Source organism: Flavobacterium sp. LC2016-23 (genome assembly GCF_009674775.1).
In the GTDB taxonomy this organism is placed as follows: Bacteria; Bacteroidota; Bacteroidia; order Flavobacteriales; family Flavobacteriaceae; genus Flavobacterium.
Genome location: NZ_WKKE01000003.1, coordinates 113599 through 128753, shown reverse-complemented (window position 1 = coordinate 128753; position 15155 = coordinate 113599). Strand labels below are relative to the sequence as shown.

Here is a 15155-nt window from a genome sequence, read left to right as displayed (position 1 = left end):
TTAAAATTAAAGCTGCGTTTTTTATCTGTGATCAAAATATTTAGAAAGTCTGTCACCTGCAAATTGAATGATAAACACGAGGGTGACAAGTAAAATCAGGACCGTGTTCATAATTGCTGCATCGTACCCAATATAACCGTATTGATATCCAATTTGCCCAAGTCCGCCGGCACCTACGGCACCACCCATTGCAGAATAGCCCACAAGTGTGATCAGGGTAATCGAGGCTGCATTGATAAGGGAAGGAAGTGCCTCCGGCAATAGTACTTTGTACACAATTTGTAAAGGTGTTGCACCCAGCGCTCTTGCCGCTTCGATAAGCCCTGACGGAAGGCTCAGCAAGCTGTTTTCTACCAGTCTTGCGATAAAAGGAGCGGCACCAATGCTTAAGGGTACTAATGCAGCACTAACGCCAATGGAAGTTCCGACCAAAGCTCTGGTAAAAGGGATCATCCATACAATTAAAATGATAAAAGGAATCGATCTGAAAATGTTGATGATGATCGAAAGAATGCGGTTGAATACCACATGCTCTAAAATCTGACCTTTTCGGGTAAGGAATAATAAAATTCCCGATGGCAGTCCTAATAAAAAACCGAAGAAGCCGGCCAGGAATGTCATTACAATTGTTTCTAAGGTTCCTTGTACTAATAATGTTATAATTGATTCAGACATAGCCTAATATTTCTGTTTTTACGTGTTTTTCTTTAAAAAATTGAATTGCTTCTTTTTGCTGCGTTTCATTACCGGACAATTCGACGATCAGAATTCCGAAATTGGTCTCACCGGCGTATGCGGTCTGAGCAGTAATAATATTGGCGTTTACACCAAACTGAATGGCAGCCTGAGTCAGAATGGGCTCGTTTACCGATTTTCCGTTTAGTTCTAAACGCAAAAGAGGATGTAAGCCTTCTTTGTAAACTGTTTCCAAACGGTCCTGATACACATCCGGAATATCAATGTGTAAAGAAGAGGCGATAAACTCGCGTGTTAATTCATGCTGCGGATTGGCAAATATTTCACCTACAGTTCCCTGTTCGATTAGTTTTCCGTTGCTGATTACGGCAACTTCGTCACAAATTGCCTTAACGACCTCCATTTGGTGAGTGATTAGGAGTATTGTGATATTAAGACGTTTGTTAATGTCTTTCAATAAATTTAAGATCGACCTTGTAGTTCCGGGATCAAGTGCACTGGTAGCCTCGTCACACAAAAGCACTTTTGGGTTATTGGCAAGAGTTCTTGCAATGGCCACACGCTGTTTTTGCCCGCCGGAGAGACTGGCCGGATAATCATTGACTTTTTCAGTTAGCCCGACAAGTTCTAATAGTTCCTGTACACGTTCTTTAATGATGTTTTTAGAGACACCGGCTAATTCTAAGGAAAAGGCAACATTCTCAAAAACAGTTCTTGAGGATAAAAGATTGAAATGCTGAAAAATCATCCCGATTTGTCTTCTTTCCTGCGCCAGCTGTGAATTGCTTAAGAGCAGCAGTGATTTTCCGTCCACAATGACTTCACCCGAAGTTGGTTTCTCCAGTAAATTAATGCAGCGGATCAAAGTACTTTTTCCGGCTCCGGAAGTTCCTATAACACCGAAAATTTTTCCGGGAGGTACATGAAGTGAAACATCCTGCAAAGCATTAATTTCCCGGCCTGTTTTATAAAAGGTTTTGGTAATATTCTTTAATTCTATCATATTTTGTTATTTGCAATCCATTGAAAGCTAAAGAAGAAAAAAGGTTCTTCTCAATTTTGGTGCAAATGTAAGTGATATTTATTTTATAATCAAATCTATCGGCTAAGTCGAATATTGATAAAATGTTAAATTTTTGATCTAATGAATGATTTTTGTTTTAACAATGAAAGAATTTAATTCAATATTTTTTCAAATGTTTAATTGTGAGGGTGTTGTTAAAATCAGTTTAGAGCTATAGATTATAGTCACTTTCGGTTTCAGATGATGAAGATAAGCTGCGACTGAAACCTTAGCCTTTAAAAACTACGACTAATAACCATTTTAATAATACAATCTAAAATCGAGCAGCTGGCAAAGATTGTAATGTTTCTGGAATAATTCCTCTACAACTTCAGTAAGATCATCATTGTCCTGATATAAACTGAAAAATGCCTTATCGATTGTACTGCAGCTTGCTATTTTATTATAAGAAGAACCATAACCCGAAATGGCACGCGCTCCGGTGATGTCTAAAAAATATTGTGCTTCATCATTTGTTAGGTCCAGGATTTTTTTGTTGGCAAAATGAATCACTTTCCCTTTCATTTTTCCTTCAAAAAGTTCCGCAATTTCCTGAAGGCTATAATAATAATCATGCAGGCAGATGTTGCTGGCTTCTCCGGGCATTACCAGATAAATAATCTCATAGTCCTTAAAATTATGATCTTCATACAGTAGTACATTCAGGCTCTCTTCTAATCCTTCTATGGTATCGCAGGCTTTATAAATACTGGCAATGCCCTGGTTGATAGCTATTTCTTCCAGGTTTTTAACTACGTCAGTAGTAAGTATTGTATCTGCGTCGGGAACACCTTCAAGGCAGAAAATAAATTTATCATTATCCATACAATTGTATTTACCGGTTTTTTTTAGAGTGCCAATAAGATCACTTTTCCAACTGACAAATGTATTTTTTCTTGGATAAAAACTGTTATATGTAATACATTTTAACGCATTTTTTTTAGATTATTTAAGGAATGTCTATTTTACGAAAAGCACAAAAGGCATTTACAGAATCTCTGAAAATGCCCTTGCATTAGAATAAATGTTTATGTAACAGTTGAATTACTTCACTCGTTTGAAGCATTCAGCAGTATTAAAAATTAAAATCTCAGTTTACAGTTACAGTGTCCATCCCCAAATGAAACTGTTACTGAGACTGAGATTTTTATAATGTGGTATTTAATAAAAGTTTATGATGTAGCTGTTTTTCTTTCTGTAAATGCGAATAAAAACCGGGAACTTAATTATCTCTGTCCAAAATCAGGAGCTTCTGCCACCATTTTTGTTCTGTCTTATGCAGAAGTTCATCAATTATCAGGTTATTATTTGTTCTTTTATGTCCACAAGCTGCGCAAAATGAAGCTTTAGAAGTTCTGTATGGCTTGTTGCAGTTTTCGCAGGGTGGGCCGTACAGTTCAATTCTATGATGCATTATCGCATTAGGTTCGGTTTCCTCAAAACCGGTCAGCTGTTTGTAATAGTCGAGTAGTTCCTGAAAGCGCTCCTGTCTCGTCATGTTACATTTTCCTGTTTCAAAACCTCGGCGATAAAGTTTGGACGCAATTAAATGTTCCTCTTCGTTCAACATGGGGATTTCCATTTTACAACGCCAACACCAAAGATTTTGCATAGTTTAATTTTTTTACTGATTCAACTTATGTAATGTTTTGCTTTTTGTGATACTCAGTTTTTTATTGTGCTAATTTGAGTTATTTTATTGATAAATACTTATGGTTTTTCACATTTGAATACAAAAATCGTTTTTTTTATGAAGAAAAAAACGAGTAGAAATACCTGTTTTTTGAAATTAGTCCCAATTTTAAGGCCTGAAAAAAACTTACTCAAGACCAATTTAAAAATGAATTTGTCTTGAGTAAGCTTTTTTAATACTCTCTGATTTGTTTCCCTGGAATAAAATAAGGAGATAAAGACAGGAATTCTTATTGATCCGACTTAATTTTTTAAAAAAAGGACACAATAATAGTACTCTCTTTTAAAATATTTAAATCAGTCGGGTTAATTTTAAAAACACTATTCCAAAAAGAAATCGAATCTTTGGGATAGGGTACTTTAATCAACGAAGGAATTAATTTTTTTCCATTACTTTTTTCATAACGAATATGATCTAAAATATAGGCCTGAACATGCTTTTTAGTAAAAGTTTCCAGGAATTCAGGTCTCACATTTATTTCTTCTGCGAGACATACAAGCCCTTCACCCGATGTTGTTGATACATAGGCGACCCCAATAATATCTTCGATTACTGCCAGATCCGTGCGTTCTATTTTTAGCATTTCGAATAGAATAAAGTTAAGGTTTTAAATAAGATCAGGTTCTTAAAATCTTCTCCATGGCTTTTCCTTTTGCCAGTTCATCAATCAATTTGTCTAAAAACCGGATCTTTTGCATGAGTTTGTCTTCGATTTCCTCTACACGATAACCGCAAATTACGCCGGTAATTTTTGAAGTATTCTGATTTATTTGGGGGGCTTCCGCGAAAAAAGTCTCGAAATCAGTTTTGTTGTCGAGTATTTTCTGTAATTCCTTTTTATTATATCCCGTCAGCCAGTAAATTATAGTATCTACTTCTTCCCTGGTACGGCCTTTTTTCTCTGCTTTATTGATATAGTGTGGATAGACACTTGCAAATGATGTTGTAAATATTCTATGCTTTTCCATAGTGTTTAATGGACTTATTTTTAGAATCGGGTCTAATCGTAAGGCTCCCAAAGCTGGATTTTGTTGCCTTCCATGTCCATTATATGAACAAACTTCCCGTAATCATACGTTTCTATCTGGTCAACAATTGTCACGCCTTCTTTTTTTAATTCTTCGACCAATGCCTCCAGATCTGCTACTCTGTAGTTGATCATGAAGTCTTTTGCCGAAGGTTCAAAATATTTTGTGGACTCAGGAAACGGACTCCATTGTGTTGAGCCATTTTTGGAAGAGTCTGTGGCTTCCTTCCATTCAAATGTTGCTCCGTAGTCATTGGTATCGAAGCCCAGATGGGTTTTGTACCAGTTTCTCATTTTTTCAGGGTCGTTACATTTGAAAAAAATGCCCCCAATACCTGTTACTTTTTTCATTTTTTTTGCTTTTTCTTTTTTTTAAAATCAGATCGGAGCGAAACTGAAAAATCAGTGGATATTCTGTTTTTTTTCGAATTGATTTTATGACATAGCTAAATTAAGAATTTTTATACTAAATATCTTAGTAAATTTAGGTATGAGATGAAATTTTTGAAATAGGAGGATTCAACGTTTAAAAAAAACAATAAGAGCCCATCAGCCAACTTTAAGCATACACCAGCAAATGAGTAGTAATGTTAACGTTCGTTATTATTTCTCGTTTTCTAAATTGTCAACGGCCGAAATCTGGTCCAGTATATTGGTTTGGTTGGGCGAGATGTAGTTTTTTACTTCGGCAGCAGTTTCTTTCCTAAAAAGAAGATCTAAGGCATGGTACAGTCTTAATAAAACATCTTTGTCTTCTTTTTCAATCTCCAAAGCGGTATTAAAATTAAAAACATAGTTATTCGAATTGCGTACTTCTACTTTTATCGTTTTTGATGTGATTTTAAATTTGACTATATCCATATTGTTACTTGTTTTTTTTTTAGGTAGCTGACTTACTTTAATAAGTTCTGTTTTCTCGTTTTTTTTCTGGAAATAATGAATAAAATATTCCGGACACTGATGAGATTTGGCAAAGGTAATATTCTTTATTAGCTTTTTGAAAATCAATAATTCAAAATTATTTTTTATCAAGTCAGCACTATAGTAAAAACAGTGCTCGGGATTTGGATTATCAGTACTAATCATTTTAGTATACAGATACAAGTGTAATAATGTGCAGAAAGTGGGATTTATTACTGCTTTTATTCTTATTGCTTCAGGCAAGTAAAAACATTTAGTAGTAATATATAGCTTCAACGCTATAATAAATTACAGGAGGAATTATCGGATAATCATCTTTTATTGTTCTTATGGTTATATTTAATAGGGTTCCTATAATATTAGTCGTACATTTGATACCCCTGCTATTTAGCAAAAAAAATCCTAATCTAAGTTTTATGAGTAATGAAGAACCAAACTATATTGTTGCAATCGGTGCTTCTGCTGGGGGCTTAGAAGAATTAAATACTTTTTTTGAGCGTACACCGCATGATGGTATATCATATGTTATTGTACAACATCTGTCTTCCGATTTTAAGAGTGCCATGGTAGAACTATTGTCTAAGCACAGCAGTTTGTTAGTCAAAGAGGCAAAACAGGGAATGACCGTTCACAGAAATGTAGTTTATCTTATTCCCAATGATAAATTTATGGGAATCAAAAACAATAAACTACAATTAACTTCGAAAGATAAAATAAAAGGCCCGCATCTTACAATTGACACTTTTTTTAATGCTCTTGCTCTTGACAACGGTAAAAAAGCAATTGGAATTGTTCTTTCGGGTTTGGGTTCCGATGGAAGTGAAGGTGTAAAAGCCATAAAACAGGCTGGCGGAATGACAATTGCCAGAAATCCGCAAAATACAGAATTCACCAGTATGCCTGAGCACGCTATTGCCACAGATAGTATTGATTTTATTTTGGAACCTCAGTTTATGCCGGATGTTATTGCATCGTATGTAAAGAGTAATGATGAAGTATCAGAGAATACCAAAGCGGATAAGATTAATATCGTTGAAATTGTTGATTATATCCATCAGAATTTGCCATTTGATTTTTCAGATTATAAAGATACCACCATACTCCGCAGAACTAAAAGAAGAGCAGCTGCAATTAATATTTACGACCTTAAAGATTACTTATTATTTCTAAAAGAAAATCCGGAAGAACTCAAAGCATTAGCAAAAGATTACTTAATCAGCGTTACTTCATTTTTTCGCGACACAGAGGCTTTCGATCTGATCGAGAATACTGTTTTACCAAGAATATTAGAGAATCTCAATCCAGGTGATGAAATTAAATTGTGGGTCGCAGGTTGTGCCACGGGAGAAGAAGCGTATTCAATTGCTATTCTTTTAAATGAATTGCTGGTTGGGAAATTTAAAGATACCGTAGTAAAGATTTTTGCAACCGATGTAGATTCTGCAGCCTTGCTTTATGCCGGAAAAGGAACTTACAGCGCTGATCGTATTAATGGTATCAGTACAAAGAGACTGAAGGAGTATTTTAACTTTGATGGGAAAAACTACATTGTAAAGCCTGAAATTCGCAAGATGCTGATATTTGCACAACATGATCTTGTTAAAAATCCTCCTTATTGCAACATGCATTTTATAAGCTGCCGTAATTTGCTGATCTATATGACACCAATTCTTCAGAAAAAAATCTATACTATGCTGTTGTTTGGGCTTAAAACAAATGGCTTTCTGTTTTTGGGTTCAAGTGAAAATCCGTTAACTATTATAGATAATTTAGAGGTAGTTAATAAAAAATGGCGGATTTATAAGAGCCTTAAAGATAAACGGACTGTTAACTTTGATACGTTTGCCCTGCCCGAACTTAGTGCTTATCGACAGACAGCAGCCATTAAGGATGATACGTCTAAAAATATCAATAATAGTTTTACAGAAACGGTTAATGGTTTAATAGCAAATTATATAGGGTATCTGGCAATTTGTGTTGATATCGAAAATACGGTAATCAAATCCTATGGAAACACAGCAAAATATCTTTTACCACAAAATTTTAACACCAATCTGCCGGAATTATTGCCCCGCGCTTTAGCCGTAGCATACAATACACTGAGTAAAGAAGTACTGAAAAATGAACAATTTGCAAGTGTAAAGGGTATCATGTTTAAACTCAATGATGTTCTAATGGAAGTTAATCTTTCGATAAGTCCGATCAATATTGATGGGGGGAAACAAAAAGGCCTCATTGTTATTTTTAATGATGACAGAGCAACAAGCTCCAATAAGGATAAATATCCTTTATTTAATGAAATAGAATATAATAAAAAATATACTGAAGGACTGGAAGAAGAACTGACAGAAGTAAAAAATAAACTTCAGGAGGCACATGATAAATTGATAACTTCAAATGAAAATATGCAGTCTTTTAACGAAGAACTAATTTCAGCCAATGAAGAAATGCAGAGCACCAATGAGGAAATGCAGTCTGTTAATGAAGAACTTCATACTATAAATACTGATTATCAGTTGAAAAATAAAGAACTGGCTGAAATCAATGACGATCTTAATAACTATTTCAGAAGTAATATAAACGGACAAATTTTTATTGACAACAATTTAAGATTAATGAAATATTCACCGGGTGCTGTTAAGCATATTAATTTGGTTAGTTCTGATATAGGACGTCCAATTAATCATATTTCAACCAATATAAAATTGGATACGATTGTAGAAGACACTAAATATGTAATCGAAAAAAGCACCTTAGTTACCAAGGAAATTGAGGCTAACAATGGAAAATGGTATCAGGTTATGATTATGCCTTATTTACAGTCGGGTAATAAAATAAACGGTGCCATTATTACTTTTAATGATATTAGCGAACTTAAAAATACACAGTCTGAACTTCATAAGAAAAATGAAATTTTGTTGCGCATAAATGAGGAGCTGGAATATGTGAAAAAGACAGCAACAAACGATATTGCAATTCCTTTGACCGATATTGAAAAGAGAATTAAAAATTTGAAAGATCTCAAGTCTCCTGATGTTGACGTGACGGAGTTACTATCGATCGTAGACAGTTCAGTCAAGACTCTGCGCAGTCTTGCAAATGATTTAGCCCGAAAAGTGACGATTGATCACGACAATGGATTAAACTAAAAAGGAGAAGCGACAACCCATAAATATTTAAGACATGAGCAACGCAAATCCTGAGTTCCTTTCACCACATAGTGAAATAGCGAAGCTTATACGCAATAAAGATTGGAGCTATAATCCGATTGGAAGGACCAATTTATGGTCACCAGTTTTAAAGTCAGCATTGATCATTATTTCAAACTCAAAATTGCCAATATTACTATTTTGGGGAAATGAACTTGTTGTTTTTTACAATGACACTTTTTTGGAAATTCTGAATTCAAGTGACAAAGAGAAGTTTTCTTTTGGTCAGCCCTTTAAAAATATTCTGAACAAAGAGTGGGAATTTATAGGTCCCATTTTGAAAAATATTCTGCTGCATGGCAACACTGTTCTCCATCAAAATCAACTATTTGAAGTTTTTTTAGGCGAAAAAAGAAATATTTCCTACACAATCAATTTTAATCCCGTTAACGATGAATTAGGAAAAACGACAGGTATTACAGTCACTTTTATCGCAACTTCAGGAAACGAAAAAAAGAAATTAACAAAAAATATCGAACGTTATTCTGCCACCCAGAGTGTGAGGGAGTTTCGTAAAATTGTAGCAGATTCGTCCATACCCATTGCTATTCTCCGGGGACCCCATCATATTATTGAGAATGTGAACAGTGCTATGTTTCAGACTGTCTTCCAAAAAGAAAGAAAAGGCATTTTAGGAAAGAAACTTATTGACGTTTTTCCAAATATGCGCAATCAAAAATATCCCGACTTACTGGATGAGGTTTTTAAAAGCGGTCATATTAAAAAGGAGAAGGAATCAGAGGTTTATGTTCAGTATGAAGGAGATCGGTATAAACTCTATTTTGATTTTGAATTTACGCCTTTACTGGAGTCCGATGGGCGAACTTCAGGAATCATGGTCATCATATACGACGTAACTGAAAAAGTAGAAGTGCGTAAAAAAGCAGAAGATGCGGAAGAGAGAGCAACGCTTGCTGCAGAAATTGCAGAAATTGCCACCTGGGATCTCAATTTGCAAACGCATCAGCTGATACATTCCGCAAGTTTGTCTACAACTTTTGGTTACCAGCCGTCCGTAAAAATGTCCTATGTTCAAATGTTAGAACATATCGAAAGTGCCGACCTGACAGATATTGTTGACAAAGCTTTTGAAGAAGCCATGAATACAGGTTACTATAAATACATAGTACGTATTCATAAGGCAGATGGGGAAGCCAGATGGATTAAGTCACACGGTAAAATTTTTATGGATGATAGTGGCGAGCCTTTAAAAATGATCGGAACCATCCTTGATATAACCAATGAAAGAGAACGTGAAGATCTTCTTTTAGGAAGGGAACAGAAATTCAGGATGCTGGCCGATTCAGTACCCCAGCTAATCTGGACAGCTGATTCTCAGGGGAATTTAAATTATTTTAATTTGTCAGTTTATAAGTATACGGGATTAACCGAAAGTGATATGAGCCAGGGTGGATTGTTATCTCTCATACATAAAGATGACAGGGATCAATTTATGGAATTGTGGGCGGATGCTATCGCGGCAGGTACTGATTTATTGATAGAACACCGGTTGCTTAATGTAAAAGGGCAATACAGGTGGCATCTTAGCCATGCCTCCGCACAAAAAGATATTCTTGGCAATATTCAGATTTGGGTAGGTACAAGTCATGATATACAGAACCAGAAAACTTTTACCCATGAACTTGAAAAACAGGTACAGGAACGTACGACCGAATTGGTAACTAAAAATGGAGATCTGGTCAAAATGAATATAGAATTGCGGTCTTTCGCTTATGTTTCGAGTCATGATTTACAAGAACCTTTGCGGAAAATTCAAATGTTTATCAGCCGTTTAGATGATACCGAAGAAGATGCATTTACAGAAAATGCAAAGGAATATTTTACAAGAATTAAAGTGGCGGCAAATAGAATGCAGACGCTTATTGTAGATCTTCTGGACTATTCCAGAACAAATACGTTAGATAAAATTTTCACGAATACGAATCTGGAAGATCTCGCCAAAGAAGTTGTAAATGATTATAAAGAAATCATTGAAGATAAAAAAGCCGTAATTGAATTGTTTGATCTATGTGAGGTAAAAGGGATTCCTTTTCAGTTGAGACAGCTTTTTAGTAATCTGATAGGGAATTCCTTGAAATTTACAAGAAAAGGCGTTTTGCCCCATATTATAATAAGAAGTTCACATATTAAAGAAAAAGAAATAAAAGAGAAATCTGAAAATCCTGAAAGAAATTATTGCCACATTTGTTTTTCAGACAATGGGATAGGGTTTGAAACAGAATATGAAACACGAATTTTTGAAATCTTTCGTCGTTTGCACGATAATGTAGAATTTAAGGGAACCGGCATTGGCCTGGCGATCGTGAAAAAAATTGTCGAAAATCACGAAGGTATTATTACTGCTAAAGGAATGAAGGGGAAAGGTGCGCAATTTGATGTTTACATCCCGGAATTGTAACTATTTTGAAATTCTTTCAAAAATATTAAATTATAGTGGAGAATCAGTTATAGCCGAATTATCGTTGCTAAGTAAAATGGCCCTGATCCTGTCTATATGAACCTGTGACATTTTGGCTCTTTCTATGGCTGAGGCCGCTACAGCTCCTTTTTGATCCTGCGCAATGGTAGTGAGGAGATTTTTTCTTTCTTCAAACATTCTTAAAGCAGTCCACATCGTTTCTTCCATTTTTATAGTTTGTTCGGTCAATAAAGCAGCAGCTGTATAAGCATGCCCCGTGTGACATCTGTAACGCAGATCAGGACCTTTGCTCATTTTCCATAAAACGCCTCCACAGCCGGGGCAGTTAAAAGGAACTTGTTCTCCTAGTGAATTGACAGAAGGCAGGTCGCTTAATACACGTTTGGCTATTTTAACCTCCTTTGTAATATCTTCCGGAACTGGTATCTGTTTTTTAGGTTTTCTTTTAACTAAAATCGACAGCGTTTTGCCCATTTCGGCTATTGGTATACAATAATCCGGTTTTATCTGATTTAGCGCATTTTTAGGCATATCCGGATAATCTGCATCTGCCGGATCCTGAATAATGCAAATACCGCTGCACCTATGAATGGCTATTAAACCCGAAGTTCCGTCATCTAGAAATCCAGTTAAAAGAATTCCAATTGTACGATTGCCAAAAGAAGTGGCTGCCGATCTGAACAGAGGGTCTATCGCAGGACGCGATCGATTTTCCTGTGCACCTTTTGTTATCAGTATAAAACCATTTTCTTCGATCATTAGATGATTATCTGAAGGGGCAATATATATTTGTCCGGCTTTAATTCTTTCTCCGTGTCTGGCATGAATGCATTTGAGTTTGCCAATTTTATTTAATGCATTAATTAGTGTATCACCTGTAGCATCCGGTGATATGTGATTTACAATCAGTAAGGGGGCGGGAAAATCTTTTGGGAGTTGCTCTATTAAAGCTGTTAATGCCTTCATCCCTCCGGCCGAAGTTCCAATAACAACTATAAAATCGTTTTTTTTCATTATTTCTAATTAATTGTAAAATGTTAACTCAGTTTTTATTTTAAACTTTAGTAAAAGGTAACTCACTATGCTCTATTCTTATTCGATTCCAAAAAAAGCGTAAAGCGAGCAGGAGATATTACTTAAAGAAAAATCGATGAATATAATGTTATGTTCGATTTTATTATTTTCGGCTGGTCTTATTCTTTTGGAAAAAGGAGGGCTATTGTTTGTGAAGTCTAAATTATTATATTTTACCATGGAATAGTTACACAACAATAGCAATCTGTTTCAAGATTAAGGGATATTATGATTACAGTAGTTGTTTTTAGGTATTTTTCTCTTTTCATCGCTTCAGCTTTAGAGTAGAAAAACTCAACGTAAATCACCATCCAGGGTCTGAATTTTACAGTATATCCTTTTGTTCCAGGATGATTATGAGATTTAAACCTTTCAATCAGATTTGATGTAAATCCAGTGTAGTTTTTATTAAATGTTTCAGAATAAAGAATATAGACAACAAAATCTTCCATAAGTAACTGGTATAAACGAAAAAAACACCAGCTTTTCAGTGGTGTTTTTTTATTTTGTAGCGAGGACGGGAGTTGAACCCGTGACCTCAGGGTTATGAATCCTGCGCTCTAACCAACTGAGCTACCTCGCCGAGATTGCAAGCGAACCGTGTTCCTCATTGCGGGTGCAAATATAAAAATAATATTAGAGCTTACAAGCATAAAATGAAGAAAAAAAAATATTTTTAAAAACGCATTGTTTTCGGACATATATTCTTATATTTCGAAAAAATTAAAAGTAGCACATGGATTCAAAAATACGTTACGAAATCGAGTTTCCCATAAATTCTTCGCCGCAATTATTATATCAATATATATCCACTCCGTCGGGTTTATCAGAATGGTTCGCTGATAATGTAAACTCACGAGGTGAATTTTTTACTTTTATCTGGAATGATTCGCAGGAAAAAGCGCGTCTGGCTTCCAAAAAAACCGGTGAAAAAGTAAAATTTAAATGGGTAGATGAAAGCAGTAAGGATACAGAATACTTTTTTGAACTTCATATTTTAGTCGATGAACTGACTAAAGATGTATCCTTAATGGTCGTTGATTTCGCTGAAAAAGAAGAAGTGGGCGAGGCTAAACAATTGTGGGAGAACCAAATCTCAGACTTGAAACATCTTATAGGATCTGTTTAGTAAAAGTCTATTTTATGCCTTATATTTGCCCTGAACAAAATTCAGGGTTTTTTTATGATCAATTTTAACGGAAATATAGTAGAGCAGGAAACGAATATATTAACTCAGAATCGTGCTTTTTTGTATGGAGATGGTGTTTTTGAAACGCTAAAAATAATCAACAGCAAAATATTGTTTCTCGAAGATCATTATTTCAGGTTAATGGCTTCAATGCGTGTGGTCAGAATGGAAATTCCAATGAATTTTACCATGGAATACCTGGAAGAGCAAATTTTGAAAGTGGTTCAAGAAAATGGATTATTGGCCTCAGCAAGAGCGCGAATCACCGTTTTTAGAAATGATGGCGGCCTGTATCTGCCAAAAACAAACGAAGTTTCATTTTTAATTCACGCAACGGCACTTGAGAATACGGCATACGTCTTAAATACAGCTCATTACGAAGTGGATTTGTATAAAGATTTCTATGTGACCAAACAATTATTATCGTCCATTAAAACGACTAATAAATTGATTAATGTTACCGGAAGTATTTTTGCACACGAAAATGGCCTGGACAATTGTATTTTGGTAAATGATGCTAAAAATGTTGTTGAGGTACTACAAGGGAATTTATTTATGGTTATCGGTAAAAAACTGATTACCCCTCCGGTTTCTGAAGGTTGTCTGAACGGAGTCATGCGTAAGCAGATTTTGGCTCTTGCTAAGAAAATAGAAGGCATAGAAGTAACCGAAGCAATAATTTCTCCGTTTGATCTTCAAAAAGCAGACGAATTATTTCTGACCAATGTAATCACAGGGATACAACCGATAACTAAATATCGAAAAAAAGAGTTTACAAACGGTCTCGCTCACTTATTAGTGCAGAAACTAAATGAGTCTATAGCTGAATAATCGATATCTGAAAATTAATTCAGATATGGATTTTCAGGTGCATTTGACCAAATAAGATAATCTCCGCCCAACTCAATTATTTGTTCTTTCCAAAAATGAGTGGTGGATTTTCCAATAATTTTATTCTTGTAATTATTATCAGCAATGATCCAGGAGTTTCCCTGCATTTCATTTTCAAGCTGATTTTCATCCCAACCGGTGTATCCTAAGAAAAAACGAATATTATTTTTGTTAATAGATCCGTCATTTATCAGGTCTTTAGTTGATTCGAAATCACCTCCCCAATAAATCCCATTAGAAATCTCGACACTATTCGGGATTAATTCCGGGATATTGTGAATGAAATAAAGATTGTCCTGCTCTACAGGGCCTCCATTATATATCTTAAAGCTGGCATCAATTTCCGGAATCAGGTCATTAATAGTATACTTTAATGGCTTGTTTATAATAAATCCTATTGATCCTTCTTTGTTATGGTCTGCTAATAAAATTACCGATCTGTTAAAAGATAAATCTCCAATTATTGAAGGCTCGGCAATAAGCAGGTGTCCTTTTTTTAATTTTTCTGAAATCATACGGCTACAATTTTTATTAAATTTAATCATAAAATTTTTAAAATCCCAAATAAAATCGTTAAACCGCACAAAAAAACCCTCCATGAGGAGGGTTTTAATTATATTATAAGTTTAGAGAACTTTCTTACTTAGTTCACTGCACCTTCTAATTCAGCACCAGCTTTAAATTTCACTACATTTTTAGCAGCGATTTTGATAGTTTTTCCAGTTTGTGGATTTCTACCGTCTCTAGCAGCTCTAGCAGATACTGACCATGATCCGAAACCTACTAATGAAATTCTTCCTCCTTTTTTCAAAGTTGTCCCTACATTACCTAAAAAAGACTCTAAAGCTAATTTAGCCGCAGCTTTTGTAATTCCTGCATCAGCAGCGATAGCATCGATTAATTCTGATTTGTTCATAATTATTAGTTATTAATTGTTGGTTAAAAAAAATTG

Annotated in this window: 16 protein-coding genes and 1 tRNA gene; 4 read left to right on the top strand and 13 right to left on the bottom strand. The window is 35.0% G+C overall.

All coding sequences use genetic code 11. From position 1 onward, the window contains the following. Window positions 1-21: 21 nt before the first annotated feature. From metI to GJU43_RS03420, 8 genes are all read right to left on the bottom strand, one after another. Window positions 22-675: a methionine ABC transporter permease MetI gene (metI, locus tag GJU43_RS03455; RefSeq protein WP_132036518.1), complete on the bottom strand. Its 654-nt coding sequence runs from the start codon at window positions 673-675 to the stop codon at window positions 22-24. After that, complete coding sequence (metN, locus tag GJU43_RS03450) at window positions 668-1699, bottom strand: methionine ABC transporter ATP-binding protein MetN (RefSeq protein WP_154339437.1); 1032 nt, start codon at window positions 1697-1699, stop codon at window positions 668-670. Before metN ends, metI begins: the two co-directional genes overlap by 8 nt. Before the next feature lie 321 nt (window positions 1700-2020). Beyond that, a complete protein-coding gene (locus GJU43_RS03445; protein WP_154339436.1) occupies window positions 2021-2584 on the bottom strand; it encodes a DUF6642 family protein in 564 nt (187 codons plus the stop codon). Window positions 2585-2981: 397 nt separating this feature from the next. Then, window positions 2982-3329, bottom strand: a complete 348-nt coding sequence (locus GJU43_RS03440; RefSeq protein WP_195760013.1) for a hypothetical protein — start codon at window positions 3327-3329, stop codon at window positions 2982-2984. Window positions 3330-3702: 373 nt separating this feature from the next. Then, a complete protein-coding gene (locus GJU43_RS03435; RefSeq protein ID WP_154339435.1) occupies window positions 3703-4035 on the bottom strand; it encodes a hypothetical protein in 333 nt (110 codons plus the stop codon). A gap of 34 nt (window positions 4036-4069) precedes the next feature. Then, window positions 4070-4420 (bottom strand): DUF2200 domain-containing protein, encoded by a 351-nt coding sequence (locus tag GJU43_RS03430; protein ID WP_154339434.1) that lies wholly within the window; start codon window positions 4418-4420, stop codon window positions 4070-4072. Window positions 4421-4452: 32 nt separating this feature from the next. Further along, on the bottom strand, window positions 4453-4830 hold the full coding sequence (locus GJU43_RS03425; protein ID WP_154339433.1) for a VOC family protein: 378 nt from the start codon (window positions 4828-4830) through the stop codon (window positions 4453-4455). 252 nt (window positions 4831-5082) lie between these two features. Next, window positions 5083-5340 carry a hypothetical protein gene (locus tag GJU43_RS03420; protein WP_154339432.1) on the bottom strand — a complete coding sequence of 86 codons (258 nt, stop codon included), beginning with the start codon at window positions 5338-5340 and terminating at the stop codon, window positions 5083-5085. Window positions 5341-5816: 476 nt separating this feature from the next. Here GJU43_RS03420 and GJU43_RS03415 point away from each other — a divergent pair, with 476 nt between their 5' ends. Further along, on the top strand, window positions 5817-8549 hold the full coding sequence (locus GJU43_RS03415) for a chemotaxis protein CheB (RefSeq protein WP_195760012.1): 2733 nt from the start codon (window positions 5817-5819) through the stop codon (window positions 8547-8549). Between the two features lie 34 nt (window positions 8550-8583). Further along, window positions 8584-11028 (top strand): PAS domain-containing sensor histidine kinase, encoded by a 2445-nt coding sequence (locus GJU43_RS03410; RefSeq protein ID WP_154339430.1) that lies wholly within the window; start codon window positions 8584-8586, stop codon window positions 11026-11028. Window positions 11029-11058: 30 nt separating this feature from the next. On the opposite strand, the gene GJU43_RS03405 is transcribed toward GJU43_RS03410, so the two are convergent. The 3 genes from GJU43_RS03405 to GJU43_RS03395 form a co-directional block, all read right to left on the bottom strand. Next, on the bottom strand, window positions 11059-12063 hold the full coding sequence (locus GJU43_RS03405) for a chemotaxis protein CheB (protein ID WP_154339429.1): 1005 nt from the start codon (window positions 12061-12063) through the stop codon (window positions 11059-11061). Between the two features lie 233 nt (window positions 12064-12296). After that, a complete protein-coding gene (locus GJU43_RS03400) occupies window positions 12297-12575 on the bottom strand; it encodes a GIY-YIG nuclease family protein (protein WP_154339428.1) in 279 nt (92 codons plus the stop codon). Between the two features lie 57 nt (window positions 12576-12632). Next, window positions 12633-12706: transfer RNA gene (locus tag GJU43_RS03395), tRNA-Met, on the bottom strand. Window positions 12707-12859: 153 nt separating this feature from the next. Between GJU43_RS03395 and GJU43_RS03390 the strand changes: the two genes are divergently transcribed. Continuing rightward, window positions 12860-13252: an START-like domain-containing protein gene (locus GJU43_RS03390; RefSeq protein WP_026727620.1), complete on the top strand. Its 393-nt coding sequence runs from the start codon at window positions 12860-12862 to the stop codon at window positions 13250-13252. A gap of 54 nt (window positions 13253-13306) precedes the next feature. Next, a complete protein-coding gene (locus GJU43_RS03385; RefSeq protein ID WP_154339427.1) occupies window positions 13307-14143 on the top strand; it encodes an aminotransferase class IV in 837 nt (278 codons plus the stop codon). Window positions 14144-14157: 14 nt separating this feature from the next. On the opposite strand, the gene GJU43_RS03380 is transcribed toward GJU43_RS03385, so the two are convergent. Both GJU43_RS03380 and GJU43_RS03375 read right to left on the bottom strand, forming a co-directional pair. Beyond that, on the bottom strand, window positions 14158-14718 hold the full coding sequence (locus GJU43_RS03380; RefSeq protein WP_007804468.1) for a YqgE/AlgH family protein: 561 nt from the start codon (window positions 14716-14718) through the stop codon (window positions 14158-14160). Window positions 14719-14846: 128 nt separating this feature from the next. Further along, the gene (locus GJU43_RS03375) at window positions 14847-15119 is read right to left on the bottom strand and encodes an HU family DNA-binding protein (RefSeq protein WP_012022249.1); all 273 of its coding nucleotides are present in this window, start codon (window positions 15117-15119) and stop codon (window positions 14847-14849) included. Window positions 15120-15155 lie beyond the last annotated feature (36 nt).

Coding starts and splice junctions, on each gene's coding strand:
- metI (WP_132036518.1), bottom strand. CDS start 675: ATGTCTGAATCAATTATAACATTATTAGTACAAGGAACCTTAGAAACA.
- GJU43_RS03420 (WP_154339432.1), bottom strand. CDS start 5,340: ATGGATATAGTCAAATTTAAAATCACATCAAAAACGATAAAAGTAGAA.
- GJU43_RS03400 (WP_154339428.1), bottom strand. CDS start 12,575: ATGGAAGATTTTGTTGTCTATATTCTTTATTCTGAAACATTTAATAAA.
- GJU43_RS03435 (WP_154339435.1), bottom strand. CDS start 4,035: ATGCTAAAAATAGAACGCACGGATCTGGCAGTAATCGAAGATATTATT.
- GJU43_RS03445 (WP_154339436.1), bottom strand. CDS start 2,584: ATGGATAATGATAAATTTATTTTCTGCCTTGAAGGTGTTCCCGACGCA.
- GJU43_RS03380 (WP_007804468.1), bottom strand. CDS start 14,718: ATGATTTCAGAAAAATTAAAAAAAGGACACCTGCTTATTGCCGAGCCT.
- metN (WP_154339437.1), bottom strand. CDS start 1,699: ATGATAGAATTAAAGAATATTACCAAAACCTTTTATAAAACAGGCCGG.
- GJU43_RS03425 (WP_154339433.1), bottom strand. CDS start 4,830: ATGAAAAAAGTAACAGGTATTGGGGGCATTTTTTTCAAATGTAACGAC.
- GJU43_RS03385 (WP_154339427.1), top strand. CDS start 13,307: ATGATCAATTTTAACGGAAATATAGTAGAGCAGGAAACGAATATATTA.
- GJU43_RS03410 (WP_154339430.1), top strand. CDS start 8,584: ATGAGCAACGCAAATCCTGAGTTCCTTTCACCACATAGTGAAATAGCG.
- GJU43_RS03415 (WP_195760012.1), top strand. CDS start 5,817: ATGAGTAATGAAGAACCAAACTATATTGTTGCAATCGGTGCTTCTGCT.
- GJU43_RS03440 (WP_195760013.1), bottom strand. CDS start 3,329: ATGTTGAACGAAGAGGAACATTTAATTGCGTCCAAACTTTATCGCCGA.
- GJU43_RS03390 (WP_026727620.1), top strand. CDS start 12,860: ATGGATTCAAAAATACGTTACGAAATCGAGTTTCCCATAAATTCTTCG.
- GJU43_RS03375 (WP_012022249.1), bottom strand. CDS start 15,119: ATGAACAAATCAGAATTAATCGATGCTATCGCTGCTGATGCAGGAATT.
- GJU43_RS03405 (WP_154339429.1), bottom strand. CDS start 12,063: ATGAAAAAAAACGATTTTATAGTTGTTATTGGAACTTCGGCCGGAGGG.
- GJU43_RS03430 (WP_154339434.1), bottom strand. CDS start 4,420: ATGGAAAAGCATAGAATATTTACAACATCATTTGCAAGTGTCTATCCA.